Annotated in this window: 12 protein-coding genes; 4 read left to right on the forward strand and 8 right to left on the reverse strand. The window is 71.6% G+C overall.

The features are described 5' to 3' along the window. Together AB0I21_RS17645 and AB0I21_RS17650 are read right to left on the reverse strand one after the other, a co-directional pair. Positions 1–2,707, reverse strand: a 2,707-nt coding sequence (locus AB0I21_RS17645) for a histidine kinase (protein ID WP_360562434.1), incomplete at its 3' end; no start/stop codon positions are given. 63 nt (positions 2,708–2,770) lie between these two features. Beyond that, the gene (locus AB0I21_RS17650; RefSeq protein WP_360562251.1) at positions 2,771–3,229 is read right to left on the reverse strand and encodes a GNAT family N-acetyltransferase; all 459 of its coding nucleotides are present in this window, start codon (positions 3,227–3,229) and stop codon (positions 2,771–2,773) included. Between the two features lie 59 nt (positions 3,230–3,288). On the opposite strand from AB0I21_RS17650, the gene AB0I21_RS17655 reads away from it, so the two are divergent. Beyond that, positions 3,289–3,477: a hypothetical protein gene (locus tag AB0I21_RS17655; RefSeq protein ID WP_360562253.1), complete on the forward strand. Its 189-nt coding sequence runs from the start codon at positions 3,289–3,291 to the stop codon at positions 3,475–3,477. On the opposite strand, the gene AB0I21_RS17660 is transcribed toward AB0I21_RS17655, so the two are convergent. Beyond that, positions 3,474–3,995, reverse strand: a complete 522-nt coding sequence (locus tag AB0I21_RS17660; RefSeq protein WP_360562254.1) for an XRE family transcriptional regulator — start codon at positions 3,993–3,995, stop codon at positions 3,474–3,476. The two genes, AB0I21_RS17655 and AB0I21_RS17660, sit on opposite strands and share 4 nt — an antisense overlap. A gap of 62 nt (positions 3,996–4,057) precedes the next feature. On the opposite strand from AB0I21_RS17660, the gene AB0I21_RS17665 reads away from it, so the two are divergent. Continuing rightward, entirely contained in the window at positions 4,058–5,302 is a 1,245-nt protein-coding gene (locus tag AB0I21_RS17665; protein WP_360562256.1) for a benzoate/H(+) symporter BenE family transporter, read from the forward strand. A 1,876-nt stretch (positions 5,303–7,178) separates the two neighbouring features. Here the strand turns inward: AB0I21_RS17665 and AB0I21_RS17670 are convergent. Beyond that, the gene (locus AB0I21_RS17670) at positions 7,179–7,979 is read right to left on the reverse strand and encodes a hypothetical protein (RefSeq protein ID WP_360562258.1); all 801 of its coding nucleotides are present in this window, start codon (positions 7,977–7,979) and stop codon (positions 7,179–7,181) included. Beyond that, the gene (locus AB0I21_RS17675) at positions 7,973–8,278 is read right to left on the reverse strand and encodes a helix-turn-helix transcriptional regulator (RefSeq protein ID WP_360562259.1); all 306 of its coding nucleotides are present in this window, start codon (positions 8,276–8,278) and stop codon (positions 7,973–7,975) included. The genes AB0I21_RS17670 and AB0I21_RS17675 overlap by 7 nt, the downstream gene beginning before the upstream one ends. A 74-nt stretch (positions 8,279–8,352) precedes the next feature. On the opposite strand from AB0I21_RS17675, the gene AB0I21_RS17680 reads away from it, so the two are divergent. Beyond that, positions 8,353–9,183, forward strand: coding sequence for an alpha/beta hydrolase (locus tag AB0I21_RS17680; RefSeq protein ID WP_360562261.1), 831 nt, complete (start codon positions 8,353–8,355; stop codon positions 9,181–9,183). A gap of 63 nt (positions 9,184–9,246) precedes the next feature. On the opposite strand, the gene AB0I21_RS17685 is transcribed toward AB0I21_RS17680, so the two are convergent. Then, positions 9,247–10,809: a DHA2 family efflux MFS transporter permease subunit gene (locus AB0I21_RS17685; protein WP_360562263.1), complete on the reverse strand. Its 1,563-nt coding sequence runs from the start codon at positions 10,807–10,809 to the stop codon at positions 9,247–9,249. Between the two features lie 112 nt (positions 10,810–10,921). Continuing rightward, entirely contained in the window at positions 10,922–11,980 is a 1,059-nt protein-coding gene (locus tag AB0I21_RS17690) for a hypothetical protein (RefSeq protein ID WP_360562265.1), read from the reverse strand. A gap of 121 nt (positions 11,981–12,101) precedes the next feature. On the opposite strand from AB0I21_RS17690, the gene AB0I21_RS17695 reads away from it, so the two are divergent. Next, positions 12,102–14,846 carry a cellulose binding domain-containing protein gene (locus AB0I21_RS17695; protein WP_360562267.1) on the forward strand — a complete coding sequence of 915 codons (2,745 nt, stop codon included), beginning with the start codon at positions 12,102–12,104 and terminating at the stop codon, positions 14,844–14,846. Positions 14,847–14,884: 38 nt separating this feature from the next. Here the strand turns inward: AB0I21_RS17695 and AB0I21_RS17700 are convergent, their stop codons facing one another. Next, entirely contained in the window at positions 14,885–15,685 is an 801-nt protein-coding gene (locus AB0I21_RS17700) for a phosphotransferase (protein WP_360562269.1), read from the reverse strand. Positions 15,686–16,598: the final 913 nt, after the last annotated feature.

Raw genomic sequence — 16,598 nt, forward strand, 5'->3', positions numbered from 1 at the left:
GGGGCTCGGCGCCCGGCATCTCAGCGCCCGGCATCTCAGCGCGCGGGGGCTCGGCGCCCGCCCTCTCGAGGTGCGGGGGCTCGGCGCGCGGCGTCTCAGTGCGCGGCATCTCAGGTCGCGGCGTCTCGGGGCGCGAGGTCTCGGGTCGCGGCGTCTCGGGGCGCGAGGTCTCGGGTCGCGGCGTCTCGGGGCGCGGGGGATCGTCGCGAGGTCCCTCGGAGGACGGGGGAGCCGTGGGCAAGTGCTCGGTCGGCGGTGCCTTGGTCGACGGGGTCGGTCCCGGCGATGGTGCCGGTCCGAGCGGCTGCGGCGCTTCGGGTGAGCGTGAGGTCGCGGGCACGGGCCGTCCGGGTCGGGACGGGGCAGTCGACCCTGAGCGTGGCAGGACGGCGGTCACGGTCCAGCCGCGGCCGGTGCCGTCGCGGTGGGTCGGGCCGGCCTCGCAGGTGCCGCCGAGGAGGGTGGCGCGTTCGGTCATGCCGATGAGGCCGTACCCGTGGGCGGCGGCCGGCCGGGCCGAGCCTGAGTCGCCGTCGTCGGTGACCCGCAGCCGCACCGACGTGTCGTCGGCGTGGACCCGCACCTCGATCCTGGTCGCATGCCGGGCGTGCCGCCTGGCGTTGGTGACCGACTCCTGGGCCAGGCGGTAGATGGCCGCACCCACCGGCGCCGGGATGCCATCAAGGTCGCCGGAGAGCTCGACGTCCACGCGAGGCCCGCTCCGCGCCTTGCCGGTCCGCGCTCCGTCCGCCTGCGGGCCGCCGATCCGAATGCCAGAGGCCGGAGTGTCACCGGCCTGAGGGTCACCGGCCTGAGGGTCACTGGTCCGAGGGTCACCGGTTCGTAGGTCGCCGCTCCGGGGGTCGCCGGGTTGTAGATCACCGGTCCAGAGGCTGTCGATCCCTGCGTCGCCGCTCCGCGCGTTGCCGGTCTGTGCGTCGCCGATCCGGGTGCTGACTGTCCCCGTGTCGTGGGTCCGGGGGTCGTACGTCTGCGGGTCACGGCTCCGCGCGCCGTCAACCCGCGTGCAGTTGGTTCGGGGGTCGCCGGTTCGGGGGTCGCCGGGTTGTGGATCATCGGTCCAGAGGCTGTCGATCCCTGCGTCGCCGCTCCGCGCGTTGCCGGTCTGTGCGTCGCCGATCCGGGTGCTGACTGTCCCCGTGTCGTGGGTCCGGGGGTCGTACGTCTTCGGGTCACGGCTCCGCGCGCCGTCAACCCGCGTGCTACCGGTTCGTGGATTGCCGGTCTGTGGGTTGCTGGTTCGGGGGTCGCTGATCCGAAGGTTGTCGGTTCGTGCGTCGTGGGGCGGCGAGTGGTCGCTCTGTGCGCTGTCGGTCTGTGTCTTGCTGGTCTGTGTGTCTTCTGCCCGCGTGTCGTCGACTGGGGTTTCGCCGGTGTGGGCCTGGTCGGTCTGTGTGGTGCCGGTTCGGGGGTTGCCGGCGTGCGGGTTGCTGGTTCGGGGGTCGCTGACTCTAGGGTCGCTGACTCGAAGGTTGTCGGTTCGTGCGTCGTGGGGCGGCGAGTGGTCGCTCTGTGCGCTGCCGGTCTGTGCCTCGCTGGTCTGTGTGTCTTCTGCCCGCGTGTCGTCGACTGGGGTTTCACCGGCGTGGGCTTCGTGGGTCTGTGTGCTGCCGGTTCGGGCGTTGCCGGGGTGCGGGTTGCTGGTTCGGGGGTCGCTGACTCTAGGGTCGCTGACTCGAAGGTTGTTGGCTCGTGCGTCGTGGGGCGGCGAGTGGTCGCTCTGTGCGGTGCCGGTCTGTGCCTCGCTGGTCCGTGTGTCTTCAGCCCACGTGCCGTCGGCCCTGGCTTCGTTGGCCCGGGCTTCGTCGGTTGGGGATTCGGCGGCAGGGGTTTCGGCTGGCTGGGTGTTGTCGGTCCGTGTGGTGTCGGGCTGTGCACAGGTGGGCACGGCTGCCGGGTCGGCGAGGTGCGCCAGGTCGGCGAAGGACGGGGTCGGGGACAGCTCGGGCGGGTCGGCCGGGCCGGCGTGGCGCAGGAGACGGACCATGGCGCGCATCTCCTTCAGGGCCTGCGATGCCTCGGCCTCGATGAGGTGCAGGGCGGAGAGCGCGGCGTCAGGGTCCGTGGCAGCGGTGGCGATGCCGGCCTGGGCGCGGATGGCCATCGCCGAGACGTGGTGGGCGACGGTGTCGTGCAGGTCGCGGGCCAGGCGCTCGCGTTCGAGGAGGCGGATGCGGTCGATCTCGCGGCGGCGGGCGCCGGCACGATACCGCAGCGCCAGGCCCAGCGCGAGACAGCTGGACAGCACGGCCAGCCCCGCGACGGTGTCGCTCGGCTTGACCTGCACGAGCTGGTCCAACACGCCGGCCTTCACGGCGATGACCGCCGTGCCGAGCACGATTTCGCGGCCGGAGCCCCAGCGCGTCAGCGCGTACACCAGAAGCAGCACCGCAACGGCGGCACCATTGTCCATGGCATGGCCCGCCAGCAGCGGCAGCAGGCCGGTCACGCCGAACGCCACCGCGACCGCCGCCAACGGCTGACGCCGGCGCCAGGGCACCACCGCCACGACGCCGGCCAGGACGACCAGGACGGAGAGCACGCGCATCGGCAGGTCGGGGCGGAGCAGCCCCTCCAGCACGGCGAGCGGGCCGAACACGCCGACGAGCGCCCAGTCGCGCCACACCCGCCGGGGCGCGTCTGGGGCGCGCGGCTCGTCCCAGACCACGCGCATGGCGTCGACCATCCGTCTCACCCTTGGAATCGTATGAGAGCCGCCGCCCCCGCAGAACGGTCCAAAGACTGAGCCCTAGACCACCTTCAGTCCTAGGACCACGAAGTCGCGGCCCAGCGGGCCGTCGCGGCGCCCGCCGGACGGCTGCCAGCCGCGCCGCAGGTAGAAGGCCTTGGCGCGGTCGTTGCCGTCCCAGACCTCCAGCTGACCCTCGGTGATGCCGGCCTCGCGCCAGGCCGCGATGCCGGCGTCGTGCAGGGCGCTGCCGGCGCCGCGGAGCCAGTGCGCCGGGTCGACGTACAGGCCGACGAGCCGCGCCGGCGGTCCCAGCGACAGGAACCCGGCGGGCCGGCCGTCGGCGCCGTCCACGCACAGCACGAGGCGATCCGTTGCCTGGATGCTGACGGTGTACGCGTCCCGCAACTCCCTCGTGTCGTCAGCGATCTCCAGGTCGCCGTAGTACGTGCGGCGGGCCACCTGATGGATCGTGACGAGGGCGTCGACGTCCTCGGTGCGCGCTGTGCGGACCTCCATCGTGGCGACGATGCCACAGTCCGGGTTTGGCGGCAGCCCCGGCCGGAAACTGGTTCAGTATGACCAGCAGGCATGACGTCCCCCGCGTCGACGAGACCGTGGACATCGACATCATCCGTGACGAAGCGGAGCGGATCGCGGTGCCCGACTTCGACTACATCGGGCAGCCCATCGACGCGATCGTGGATGGGATCACCGGTCACGGCCACGACAAGGACCAGGACTCCGAGGACACCACGGTCGACTAGGTCTGCCCGCGGGGCGACCTGATCAGGAGCGTGGCGACCACCTCGTCCGGGCCGACGGTGCCGTACACGTGCGGCACGTCGGCCGGCCACGCGATGTGCTCGCCCGGCCCTGCGATCAATGGTGCGCTGGTGGGGCCCGCCCGCAGTACACCCTCCGACACCGTGACGTGCTCGGTCACGCCCGGCGCGTGGGGTGGTGACTGCTGCACGACGCCGGGGCGCACCCGCATGCGCAGCAGCTCGAACGTCACCCCCGGCTCGTCGAACACCTCCAGCAGCGTCGCCGTGACCGCGGACCCCCGGACGGGTTCGCCGTGCTGCTCCCGCACCAGCGCCGTCAGCGGTACGCCCAACGCACCCGCCACCGCGTAGAGCGTCTCCAGCGTGGGGTTCCTGGTCCCGTGCTCCAGCCCGGACAGCGTGGCCTTGCCGATGCCGGCGGCCCGCGCCAGCTCCGACAGCGACATCCCCCGCGCGGCCCGCAGCTCCCGCAGCCGGTCACCGAGACTTGTCTCCACGCAGCTATGGTGCCATTCTCTTCAAGTCGTTCCGTATACGGAACGCGAAACGGAGGGTGGTCATGCGGCGGTTCGATTCGGCACAGCCGATCCTGGCGGGGCTGGTGAGCGCCGTGGTCGGGTACGCGAGCTCGTTCACCGTCGTGCTCGCCGGCCTGCGCGCCGTCGGCGCCACCCCCGCGCAGGCCGCGTCCGGGCTGCTCGCCCTGTGCGCCGGCATCGCCGCGACCGCCGTCTTCCTCGCGCTGCGGTTCCGCATGCCGATCAGCATCGCCTGGTCCACCCCCGGCGCCGCGCTGCTCGTCGCCACCGGCCACGTGCAGGGCGGCTGGCCCGCGGCCGTCGGCGCGTTCCTCGTCTGCGCCGCGCTCATCGTCGTCGCGGGCCTGTCGCCGTGGCTCGGCCGCGCGATCGCCGCGATCCCGCGCCCGATCGCCGGCGCCATGCTCGCGGGCGTCATCCTCAGCCTCTGCACCGCTCCCGTCCGCGCCGTCGTCGACGTGCCCGCGCTCGCCATCCCGGTGGTGCTCACCTGGGCGGTGCTGACCCGCTTCGCCCGCCAGTGGGCCGTCCCGGGCGCGCTGCTGGCCGCCGTCGTCGCGATCGCCGTCCGCGGCGTCCACCTCACCGGCGTCTCGATCGCCCCCGCCGCGGTGCTCACGGTGCCGACGTTCAACCTGCCGGCCCTGATCAGCATCGCCGTCCCGCTGTTCCTGGTGACCATGGCCGCCCAGAACGTCCCCGGCATGGCCGTCATGGCCACGTACGGCTACACCCCACCCCTCCGCGGCGTCCTCGTCACCACCGGCGTGGCGAGCGCCTTCGCCGCCCCGTTCGGCGGCCACGCCCTCAACCTGGCGGCGATCACCGCGGCCCTCACCGCCGGCCCCGACACCCACCCCGACCCCCGCCGGCGCTGGGTCGCCACGGCCGCCCTCGGCGCGGGCCAGCTCACCCTCGGCCTTGGCGCGGGTCTGGCGATGGCGCTCGTACTGCTTTCGCCGCCGGTCCTGGTCATCGCCGTCGCCGGCCTGGCCTTGCTGTCCGCCCTCGGCGCCTCTCTGGCCAGCGCGGTCACCGACCCTTCGGGCCGCGAGGCCGCGGTGGTCACCTTCGTCGTGACAGCGTCAGGCACCACGATCCTGAACATCGGCCCCGCCTTCTGGGGCCTCGTGGCGGGCGGTTTGACTGCGCTGCTCCTGTACCGCCGGACCAAGCCCTCCTCGCCTCCGGACCCGACCCCGCCTTCTCCTGTGGCGACAGAACGGCCGGCGCCTACCGCTGCAGGTCCGGCAGCATCCCGGTGACGACGGTCCGCTGCCAGCGGCGGCAGGCCCGGTGACTGCGCGACATCCCCCTCGTAATGGGACGTTTCAGGGCATTGACCAATGTCTGTGGTGGTGAGTGGGTGCCTGCCTCGCCTGTGGGTTGGGCGCCCCGCGGTTTTGCAATGGCCCTGGGCAACAGTTGGGTCGATGGCTGCTTGGTGGCGGCCGCTGTTGGTGGTGGTCCGCTGTCGGTGGTGGCGGGCCGGGTGGTGGCCGGGGTCGGTGGCTGCGCGGCCTCGGTCTTGGAATGGGGCGTATCGGGGCATTGATCGACGTCTGCGTGGTGAGTGGGCACGGGAGCCGGCCGCGAACTGGGGTGCCCGCAGTCTGGAACTGCTTCGGACCTAGTTGGCGGACTGTTGGTGTTGGGGCTGCGTGCTGCTGGCGCCGTCTGGCTGCTGGGTCGGGGAGCGACCTGGTGGGAGCTGATCTCCATGCGTTGGCCCTGGACGCCTTCGGGTATCTGGCCGTGGTTGCCGCCAACCTGTGGAGCGCTGGCCTTGAGAGTGCTGGCCAGGCGGGTCGAGGGCCGGAGTCGGGCGGGAAGGTCTCCGGTCATCGGCGCCAGTCGCTGCTTCCGTCCGCCCTCCCGGTTTGCGTGGCGTCGGTGCGGGGTGGGTGAGGTTGTGCTGGTGGCGATGAGCCGGTCCGGGGCTGGAGCGACGAGGTCGGCGTTGCTGCGGTAGCCGTTGTCGGGCAGGGTGGCGCCGACATCGGTGTCGGTGGCGGGGGAAATGCGCGGGGCGGTGGCGGCGCGGCAGGCCGGCGGTGTGGACGATCCTGGCGGTCGTCGGTTGGCGTTGCTGGGCGCCGCCGGGGTTCTGGACGAGGACGCCGGCGGTGATGCAGTGGTCACTGCTGGCGGCGGTTGGGTGCCGCGCGCCGGGCCGCCCGGGTGGATCGGATAGACATTGCGCGATCCACCATCAATTCGGAGATCATCTTGTGGGTGGATCGCGCAGCCTCGATGGCGCAAAAGCCGCATTTGCTGGCATTGACCAACGTCGGTCCGGCAATGGTGCTGGAAGTCGCCCGGTGTGCGCAGTGCGGTGTCTTCACCGCGCTCTGGTGGGCGGGTTCGCAACGGGCTCCAGAGCTACCAGATTCATTCGGGATCACTCGGGGGCCTGCCTGGAGCCAGTCGCGGGTGTGAGCCGGGGTGCTGGCGAGCGGACCTCGGACAGAGGGGCACAGTCGCAGGCACGCGTCCAGCGCCACCGCGCCCGCCAGCATCGCCCGGCTTCCGCACGTAGTGGCGACCCGAGCAGTGGCGACCCGAGTCACGGCGACCCTGGCGCGGCGATCACCTGGCGCGGCGGCCGGCTCAGACGCGGCGGCCGGCTTAGACGCGGCGGCCGGCTCAGACGCGGCAGCCTCCCAATACGGCGGCGAGCCCAGACGTGGCGGTCCAGACGGGGCGGTCCAGACGGGGCGGTCCAGACGGGGCGGTCCAGACGGGGCGGTCAGCCTCAGGCGCGGCGGCACCCAACACGGCGGTCGGCCCCGGCACCAGGCCGGCGGGGTGCGGCCCCGTGCTCCTCAGAGCGACCGGAGGGCCGGTGCGTCGGAGGGCCGGTGCGTCGGCGCGTTGGTCGTCGGCTCGGATCGTGCCGTCGTGGACATTGGCTGTCCTTCTCCGTTCGACCGGGTGCAGGGCGGCGGGCACCAGCCGGGCGAGATGGACAAGACAGTGATGGGTGCCTGCTGGCGCAGGCTGCTGTGAGGTCACACCGCCACGTCCGGTGAGTGCGGGTGAGTCCCGCACCGGCGCAGCCGGCAGATCCCGATCAGGACCCGAAGTCAGTCAGTGCAAGGGTCAGGCCGACCGGTGCGGGACTCACCTACATCCTCACCGTCAGTCCAGATACCAGGTGTGCATGGCCGCGCCGAGGGGGGTGTGGTGGGCGGCCAGCACCGCGGCTGCGGCCAGGCCGATCGTGAGCAGCCAGCCTCGCTGCCACCGGCTCAGGGTGCGGGACCACAGACCGAGGCCGACGGCCGTCGTGCCGAGGAGGGCGGCGCCATAGCCCGGGTCGGCGTCGAACATGGGCAGGCCGGCGACCGTCACGGCGAGCAGGGCGGCCGCGGCGAGGGACAGGCCGGCGACGGCGAGCCAGAGGCGCCGCAGGCCGACACCCACGGCGGCGCCGGCCAGGCCGATCGAGGCGGCGAGGAGCCAGCCGCCGGCAAGGGCGACATAGGCGCCGAAGGTCAGCGCCAGGATCAGCGGGAGCAGGACGACGAACAACGCGCCGGAAGGCCAGAGGCTCTTCGGGTCGACGGGGCCGCCGCCGGCGGCGATGCGGCCGGGGATGTCGAACAGGAAGTAACGCAGCGGCACCATCAGCAGCCACGACAGCACGGGCCAGCCGAGGCCGGCGAGCAGCGTGCGGGCCAGCGCGTCGGACGGGAAGGACGCGGCGGCGGCGACCGGGCCGCGGGAGAGGCCGGCGCGGTGTGCGGCGGCGCGCAGCGCCGGGAGCGTGCGGGCCGCGCCGAACAGGTAGCGCCAGCGCCCGGCCGGCAGGGTCATGAGGTCCGCGGTCCACTCGGCGCGCTGGCGGTCGCGGAACGCGGCGGGCAGCAGCAGCGCGAGCGTCGCGACGGCGAGCCGCACGCCGGTGGTGAGGGCGGCCGGGGCCGCGCCGGTCACCACGCCAGGCGCCCGACGCGCGGGGCGGACCGCTTGGCGAGGGCCGCCCGGGCGGCGGTCACGCCCGCCGCGGTCAGCAGGTAATAGCGCCGGCGGGGGCGGCCGGCGGCGTGCACGTCGATCTCCTCCTCGCGGCTGGACAGCCAGCCCGCGCCCTCGAAGGCGACCAGGATCGGGTAGATCGTGCCCGGCTCGAGCCCCGCCTCCGTGGCCAGATCGAGCCCGTAGCGCTCGCGCGACGGGTCGTCGAGCAGCGCCCGCAGCACGAGGAGCCGCGGCGTCGTCATGCGCATTCCGGCCATGCCTGTACTCTACATAGCTACTCCCAGTTCTGCATAGGGTTGAAAAACTGCAAACACCGTTCGCATAATTGAACATGAGAGAAGCGAAGGTCACCTCAGGGGACGGTGCGAAGGTCACCGTGTATTCGACCGGCACCGGGCCGGGGATCGTGATCCTGCACGGCGGGGGTGTCACCGTCCGGGACTACCACCGGCTGGCCGCCGCGCTCGCGGACAAGTTCACCGTGCACCTGTACAACCGGCGCGGCCGGGCCGACTCGGCGCCGCTGACGGGCACGGAGACGGTGGAGACGGACCTCGCCGACCTCGGCGCGGTCCTCGAGCACACCGGTGCGCGCAGTGTCTTCGGGCACAGCGGCGGCGGGTTCACCGCGCTCCGGGCGGGACTCACCCTCCCGTTGGAGCGGATCGCGGTGTACGACCCCGGCCTGCACTTCGGCGGCCGCCCGTCGGCGGAGTTCCTCGACGAGTTCGAGCGGCTCGTGCGGCAGGGTGACCACGCGCGGGCGATGACGGTGATGGCCAGGGCCACCTACCCGGACGACTTCGGCGCCAAGGTGCCGTTCCCGGTCGCCAAGGCCATGACCAGCATGTTCCTGCGCACGAGCATCGGCAAGCGGTTCGTCGAGCTCATGCCGACGATGCCGCCGGAGATCCGCCGCATCCATGACCACAGCGGCAAGGCGGAGGACTACGCGGGCGTCAGCGCGGAGCTCCTGCTCGCCGCGGGTGCCCGCAGCCCCCGGTACTTCATGGAGAACTGCCAGGCCGTCGCCGACGCCGCACCGAGGGGGAAGGCGGTGCTCATCCCCGGCGCGTCGCACAACTCGGCCAACATCGCCCGGCCCGCGTTCGTGCGGCCGTTCGCCGAGTTCTTCGCGGCAGGATCCCTCAAAAGCGCATAAGAGCCCTGAAAGCGCATGAAAAAGGCCGCCCCGGCAACGGGGCGGCCTTTCCAGATCAGGACGTCAGTGCACGATCACCGGCGTCGCGGCGCCGGCCGCCGCGTCGTCGCCGGCCGCCTTCGCCTCCTTCTTGCGCGGCAGGAAGGCGATCGGGATGAACGTCAGCAGGACCAGCGCGAAGCCGACCCAGAACGTCGTGGCGAACGACTCCGCGACGAAGTCCAGGCCCTTCTCGAACAGCGGCGGCGGCACCTGCGCCTTGATCTGGTCGGAGTGCTGCGCCGCGATGGCCAGCTGGGCCTCGGTGACCGGCGGGTTGGAGCCCGGCACCAGGTCCGACTCGTTGAGCTGCCTGGTCAGGATCACCGACATGACGGCACCGCCGATGGAGCCGCCGATCTGCTGGAGGATGTTGACCAGCGTGGAGCCGCGGGCGACCTCGGCGTGGCCGAGCGTCTTGAGCGCCGACGTCATGATCGGCATCATCGTGCCGCCCATGCCGAGGCCCATGACGAACAGCGAGCCGCACAGCAGCCAGTACGACGTGTCGGCGGTGACCTGCGTGAACGTGAAGAAGCCGACGGCGATGAGCGCCATCGCGAACGGCACCGTCCGGCCGACCGGGACCTTGTCGGCGAGCATGCCGGCGATCGGCATGGTGAGCATCGCGCCGATGCCCTGCGGCGCCATCAGCAGACCGGCGTGCAGCGTGGACTCGCCGCCGACCTGCAGGAAGTAGCTCGGGAACAGCAGGCCGGCGCCCATGAACGCGATGATGAACACGAACAGGGTGATCGTCGCGATCGTCAGCTTGCGGTTGCGGAACAGCCGCAGGTCCAGCAGCGGGTGCGCCGGTTTGAAGGAGTAGAAGACGAAGCCGATGACGAGCAGCCCGCCGATGAGCATCGGCAGCCACACCTTCGTCGCGGAGAACGTGCCGGCCTCCGGCCACGACGACACGCCGAACAGGAACAGCGCGAGGCCCGGGGACAGCATCAACATGCCGAGGAAGTCGAAGGACTCCGACGGGTGCGCTTCGTCCTTCGGCAGCGCGAGCGCCGCGTAGACCAGCGCGACGGCGCCGATCGGCAGGTTGATCAGGAAGATCCAGTGCCAGCTGTAGTCGTCGATGAGCCAGCCGCCGAGGATCGGGCCGGTGATCGGGCCGAGCAGCATCGGGATGCCGAGGATGGCCATGAGCCGGCCGATCCGCTCCGGGCCGGCGGCCCGGGTCAGCATCGTCATGCCCAGCGGCATGAGCATGCCGCCACCGAGCCCCTGCACGACCCGCCAGCCGATGAGCTGGCCGATGGAGTCGGCGGTGGCGCACAGGCCGGAGCCGATCGTGAAGAGGGCGAGCGCGACCATGTACAGCCGCTTCGTGCCGAACCGGTCCGCCGCCCAGCCGGTGAGGGGGATGACGGTCGCCAGCGCGAGGGTGTAACCGGTCATCGTCCAGGCGACAGTCGCGTAGGACGCGTTGAATTCGGTCTGGAAGGTCGGCAGCGCCACGCTGACGACCGTGATGTCGAGAATCGACATGATCGCACCGAGGACCACGACCCCCGCGATCTTCAGCACCGCGGCGTCGATCTTAGTCGATGCCGTGGCCGTTGGATTCGTCACAAAACCCCTCCTGATCGAGGTCACCGTCCGTGAAAATGGCCGGTGACCAGCCTACGCGGCTTGATTACTAGTCGAGCACACGTTCGATTCCGGCCTATTACAGGGGTTGTGGCTACGCCAGCCGCCGCAGGTCCAGCACGTGCCAAGCGGTCGGTTCGGGGCTCCCGGTGGACCACCAGACGAGGCCGGCCTTGGTCGTCACCACGCCGACGTCCCGCGCGAGCACGGTCGTCCGGCCCGTCGTCAGGTCGTACGCGAGCAGCCGCAGCGACTCGCCCTCGACCCCGGTCAGCAGCTCGAAGCGGTCCAGCAGGCCGACGTCGACACCGACGGCGTTCAGGTCACCCGCTACCCGGCGCCGTCCCTCGCCGTCGGCGCGCATGACGTCGACGAGGTTGCGCCCGCTCGCCGTCTCCTGGATGGCGCGGCACCACTCCGGCGTGCACAGCATGGTCTCCGCCGCGGTCGCCGGCACGGATCGCCGCTGCCCGTCGGCCCGGTTCAGCAGCGTCGCCGCGCCCGGGTCGACGCTGACGAGCCAGGGCCAGGAGCTCCACCTGTACCGGCCGTCGATGACCTCCGTGCTGACGGCGCCACCGGTGACGGCGACCGACCGCACCTCCGTCTTCGGCGCGTCGTCGGGCGTGGCGGCCACCCAGTGCACCCGCTCCTCGGCGACGACCAGGTCGTACTGTGAGTCGAAGAACACGATCCCGCCCGTGTCGGCGGTCAGCGTGACCGGTGCCCCTCCAGCCAGAGGCGCGCGCCACAGCCGCGTCTCGTACGGCCCCGCGGCGGTCGCGGCCGACTCCGCCCAGTAGAGGACCCCGTCGGCGGCGGTGAGGCCCAGCCACTGGGGGAACAGGTCCTTCGGCACGCTGCGCAGCTCCCGTACCGTGGCAGCCTCCCGAAACAGGAGCCGCTCAGCCTTGCCGTCGGCGGACGGGGCGGTCCCGACGGAGGCGCCGGTCTCCAGATACAGCAGCGGCGTGTAGATCACCCCGTCGGCGAGCTTCGCGGGCATCACCCCCGGCTCCAGCGTCGCCGTGACGGTCCCCGCACCCGACGGCGCGACCGAGGGCGGCGTGTCCCGCGACGTGGGCGAGAACAGCAGCCACCCGCCGACGACGAGCGCGGCGGCGAGGGCGATCAGCGGTCGGGCCCGTCTCACGGGGCTCAACCATACGCAAGCGACCCGCGTGGTGAGAGTTTCACACTCCGAAGGGGTTTGACCTGGGATGGGACACCGGCTTCGTTGACCCGGGACAGTGAGCGCTCACACCATGCGGCCCATGCGAACCAAGCTGAGAGGGCTCATCGCCGGGCTGGCGGGGGCGGTGACGGTCGTCGCCGTCGGCGTCGCCGTGCAGACCGCCACCAGCCCCGCGCAGGCCGCGGCCGCGGACCCGTACGCGCTCAAGAACGTCCAGATCGAGGGCGGCGGCTTCGTGCCAGGCATCATCTTCAACCAGAAGCAGCAGAATCTGGTGTACGCCCGGACAGACATCGGCGGGGCGTACCGCCTCGACCCCGCCACGAACCGCTGGATCCCTCTGCTGGACTGGGTCGGCCAGGACAACTGGGGCTACAACGGCGTCGTCAGCCTCGCCACCGACGAGGTCGACCCGAACAAGGTTTACGTGGCCGCCGGCATGTACACCAACAGCTGGGACCCCAACAACGGCGCGGTCCTGCGCTCCTCCGACAAGGGCGTCACCTGGCAGACCTCGGCTCTGCCGTTCAAGCTCGGCGGCAACATGCCGGGCCGCGGCATGGGGGAGCGGCTGGCGATCGACCCGAACAAGAACTCGATCCTGTACCTCGGCGCCCCCAGCGGCAACGGGCTGTGGCGCAGCACCGACTCCGGCGTCACCTGGGCGAAGGTGACCGCGTTCCCCAACCCGGGCAACTACGCACAGGACCCGAACGACCCCAACGGGTACCTGACCGACAACCAGGGCATCACCTGGGTGACGTTCGACAAGCGCTCCGGTACTGCCGGAAACACCACGCAGACGATCTACGTCGGTGTGGCGGACAAGCAGAACACCGTCTACCGCACCACCAACGGCGGCACCACCTGGGAGCGCCTCGCCGGGCAGCCGACCGGGTACCTGGCGCACAAGGGCGTCCTGGACACCGCCGGCGGCTACCTGTACATCGCGACCAGCGACACCGGCGGCCCGTACGACGGCGGCAAGGGTGACGTCTGGAAGTACAACACCGCGACCGGCGCCTGGACGCAGATCAGCCCCGTGCCGAGCAGCAGCAGCGACGACTACTTCGGATACAGCGGCCTCACCATCGACCGCCAGCACCCCGGCACCATCATGGTCGCCACGCAGATCTCGTGGTGGCCGGACGTCATCTTCTTCCGCAGCACCGACGGTGGCGCGACCTGGACCCGGATCTGGGACTTCACCAGCTACCCCAACCGGAGCTTCCGGTACAAGATGGACGTCAGCCGCTCGCCGTGGCTCTCTCTCGGGGCCAACCCGCAGCCCCCCGAGGTGACGCCGAAGCTCGGCTGGATGACCGAGTCGATGGAGATCGACCCCTTCAACTCCAACCGGTTCATGTACGGCACCGGCGCCACCGTGTACGGCAGCACCGACCTCACCACGTGGGACACCGGCGGCCAGATCACGATCAAGCCCATGGCCGCGGGCCTGGAGGAGACCGCGGTGCTGGACCTCATCAGCCCGCCGACCGGCGCGCCGCTCATCTCCGGCCTCGGCGACATCGGCGGCTTCCGGCACACGAACCTCGACGCCGTGCCCGCGATGATGTTCCAGTCGCCGTACTTCACCAGCACCACCAGCCTCGACTACGCCGAGCTCAACCCGAGCGTCATGGTCCGTGCCGGCAACTTCGCCGACAGCGACCGCCCCAACGACAGCCACGCCGCGTTCTCCACCGACGGCGGCGCGAACTGGTTCCAGGGCAGCGAGCCGGGCGGCATCAACGAGGGCGGCACCATCGCCGCCGCGGCCGACGGGTCCAGGTTCGTCTGGGCGCCGAAGAACTCCGCCCCCGTCTACTCGGTCGGCTTCGGCAACACGTGGACTCAAGCGTCGGGCCTGCCGCAGAACGCGGTCGTCGAGTCCGACCGGGTTCAGTCCAGCACGTTCTACGGTTTCAGCGGCGGTACGTTCTACCGCAGCACCAACGGTGGCGCCACGTTCACGGCGGCCGCCAGTGGCCTGCCCGCCACGGCGTCGTTCAAGGCGGTCCCGGGCGTGGCCGGCGAGATCTGGCTGGCGGGTGGCACCTCCGGGCTCTTCCGGTCGACCGACGGTGGCGTCTCGTTCGCCAAGGTCGCGTCGGTACAGGCGGCGAACGCCGTCGGGTTCGGCAAGGGCGCACCGGGCCGCCCGAACGTGGCCGTGTTCGCCGTGGCGCAGGTCGACGGCAAGAAGGGCGTCTACCGCTCCGACGACACCGCCGCCTCCTGGCTGCGGATCAACGACGACCAGCACCAGTACGGCAACATCGGCGACACCATCACCGGCGACCCGCGCATCTACGGCCGGGTGTACCTCGGCACGAACGGCCGCGGCATCATCTACGGCGACCGCACCGGCGCCCCGCCGACGTCGTTCTCCGCGTCGCCGTCGGCCTCTTCCGCATCGCCCTCGCGGTCGGTGTCGCCGTCGGTCTCGGTGTCGCCGTCCCGCTCCGCCTCGTCCTCGCCCTCGTCCTCCTCATCGGCCGCCTGCACCGTGGCGTACTCCGTCGCCGGCCAGTGGGGCGGCGGCTTCCAGGGCGCCGTGAAGATCACCAACCGTTCGGCCACCCCGGTGAACGGCTGGACCCTCAAGTGGACCTACGCCAACGGCCAGGTCATCAACCAGATCTGGGGCGGCGCCTACACCCAGAGCGGCGCGAACGTCACCATCACCCCCGCCGACTACACGAAGACGATCGCCGCCAACGGCGGCAGCGTCGACTTCGGCTTCATCGCCTCCTGGAACAACACCACCAACGCCAATCCGACCGCGTTCACCCTCAACGGCACGACCTGCGCCGTCGGGTAGCGGAGTGACGCTGTAGGCGGCGGCGGGGCTGCCGCCGCCTACAGCAGATCTCGCAGGCTCTGCAACTCGCGTTCGACCCAGCCCTCGGCCGTCGACTCCGTGCCCCGCAACGCCACCTTGTCCCGCAGGTGCCACGCGATGTTGCGCACCAGCTCCACCACCCGCAGCGCCCGCACGTCGCCGGTCGTCCGCCGCCGCGAGGCGTACCCGGCCTGGAACGCCGGCCAGTGCCCGCTCGCATACGCCCCGGTCAGGTCCGCCGCGCGCGGCCCCACGGCGGCAAGGTCGAAGTCGTGCCACAGCATCCTGCCGTCATCGGTCAGGTGCACGTTGTCCAGGCTCGCATCCCCGTGCCGCACCCCGACGTCGCCGATGCCGTCCAGCAGCGGCCTGACCCGCTCCGCGATCTCGTGCACCATGGGGTCGCCGATGTACGCCAACGCGTCGTCCAGCGTGCGGACCGGATCGTACGTCCTGGCCGGATGCGCGCTGCCGAACCCGTCCGCCGCCTCGTGGAACCGGGCGAGCGCCGCGCCGTGCCGGAAGAACAACTCCCCGGACCACGGCGGTCGCGGCTTGCCACCCCGCATCCACACCGTGACGGTGAACTGCCGCACCCCCTCAGGCGCCTCGATCTCCCCGACGAGCGCCCCGTCCTCCATCGCAACGGGCACCGCCTCGGTGACCCCCGCCGCCGCAAGGTGCACCGCGAGATCCTGCTCCCACGCGACATGCGCCTTCCCGGCGGCGTACACCTTGCACGCATAGACCAGGCCGCCCTCGACGTCCACCCGGTACACATCGTTGACCAGCGACCTGACCAGCTCGCACCCCGTCACCCGCAACCCACAGCGCCCTCCGACCACCAGCGCCACACTTTCCGCCGCCGCCAACGACCGCACCCACCGCACCGCAGCCTCCATACCCCCATTCTCTGCCCCACCCCGAGCGGCGCCCGGCGTGAGCCCCGGACGAGCCGCGTCCCCGCCGCCGTGATCCACGGACGAACCCGGCCGCGCAAACGACCAACCCCGTCCACGGATCACGGCGCTGGGATGACACCCTCGGCGTGGATGTCCTTGGACCGGACGGCCCGCGGGGAGTACGTACGCATGGGGTAACTCGGTCCGGCTGATGCAGAGGGGATCGCCAGCACTGCCCGAACCAGCGGTGGCGGGCTCGCTGCGCTGTGGGGTCCCTCGGCGCCCGCCCGCGGGGCGTGGCCCGTCCGTCTTGGGGCATCGCGGCCGCTCCGTTTCGGCGTTGCCAGGGCCAGCCGGCCACAGCCCACCACGCCGCTGCTCCGGCACGCCTGGTCGAGCGCGATCCAGGTCGGTGCGACCAGATCGGCGCGACTGAACCGGGCGCCGCGCCAAACCGGGCGCACTGCCGGGTTGTGCACGGTGCCTGGCCGCGCGGTGCCGCCCGGGTGCGACTGAGCCGGGGCTGTGTGAGCGCCGGCGAGTGCCTGATCGGAGCGGGTGGGTGGTCAGATCCGGTCAACCGGGTGCTGTGCCAGGCCGGGCACCCTGCCAGACCGGGCGCCGCACCAGGCCTGGGCGCGGTGCTGTGTTGTGCACGGTGGCGGGTTGTGTGCGGTGTCGGCTGGGTGTGGCTGAGTCGGGGCTGTGGGTGAGTGCCGGGCGGGTGTGTGGTCGGGGCGGGTGCGTGGTCAGAGCTGGTGAACCGTCGCCGCGCCAGACCGGATGCCGCGCCAGACTGGGTGCTGCGTCAGGTCGGGTTCCGTGCCAG

The sequence above is a fragment of the Dactylosporangium sp. NPDC050588 genome, assembly GCF_040654975.1.
In the GTDB taxonomy this organism is placed as follows: Bacteria; Actinomycetota; Actinomycetes; order Mycobacteriales; family Micromonosporaceae; genus Dactylosporangium; species Dactylosporangium maewongense.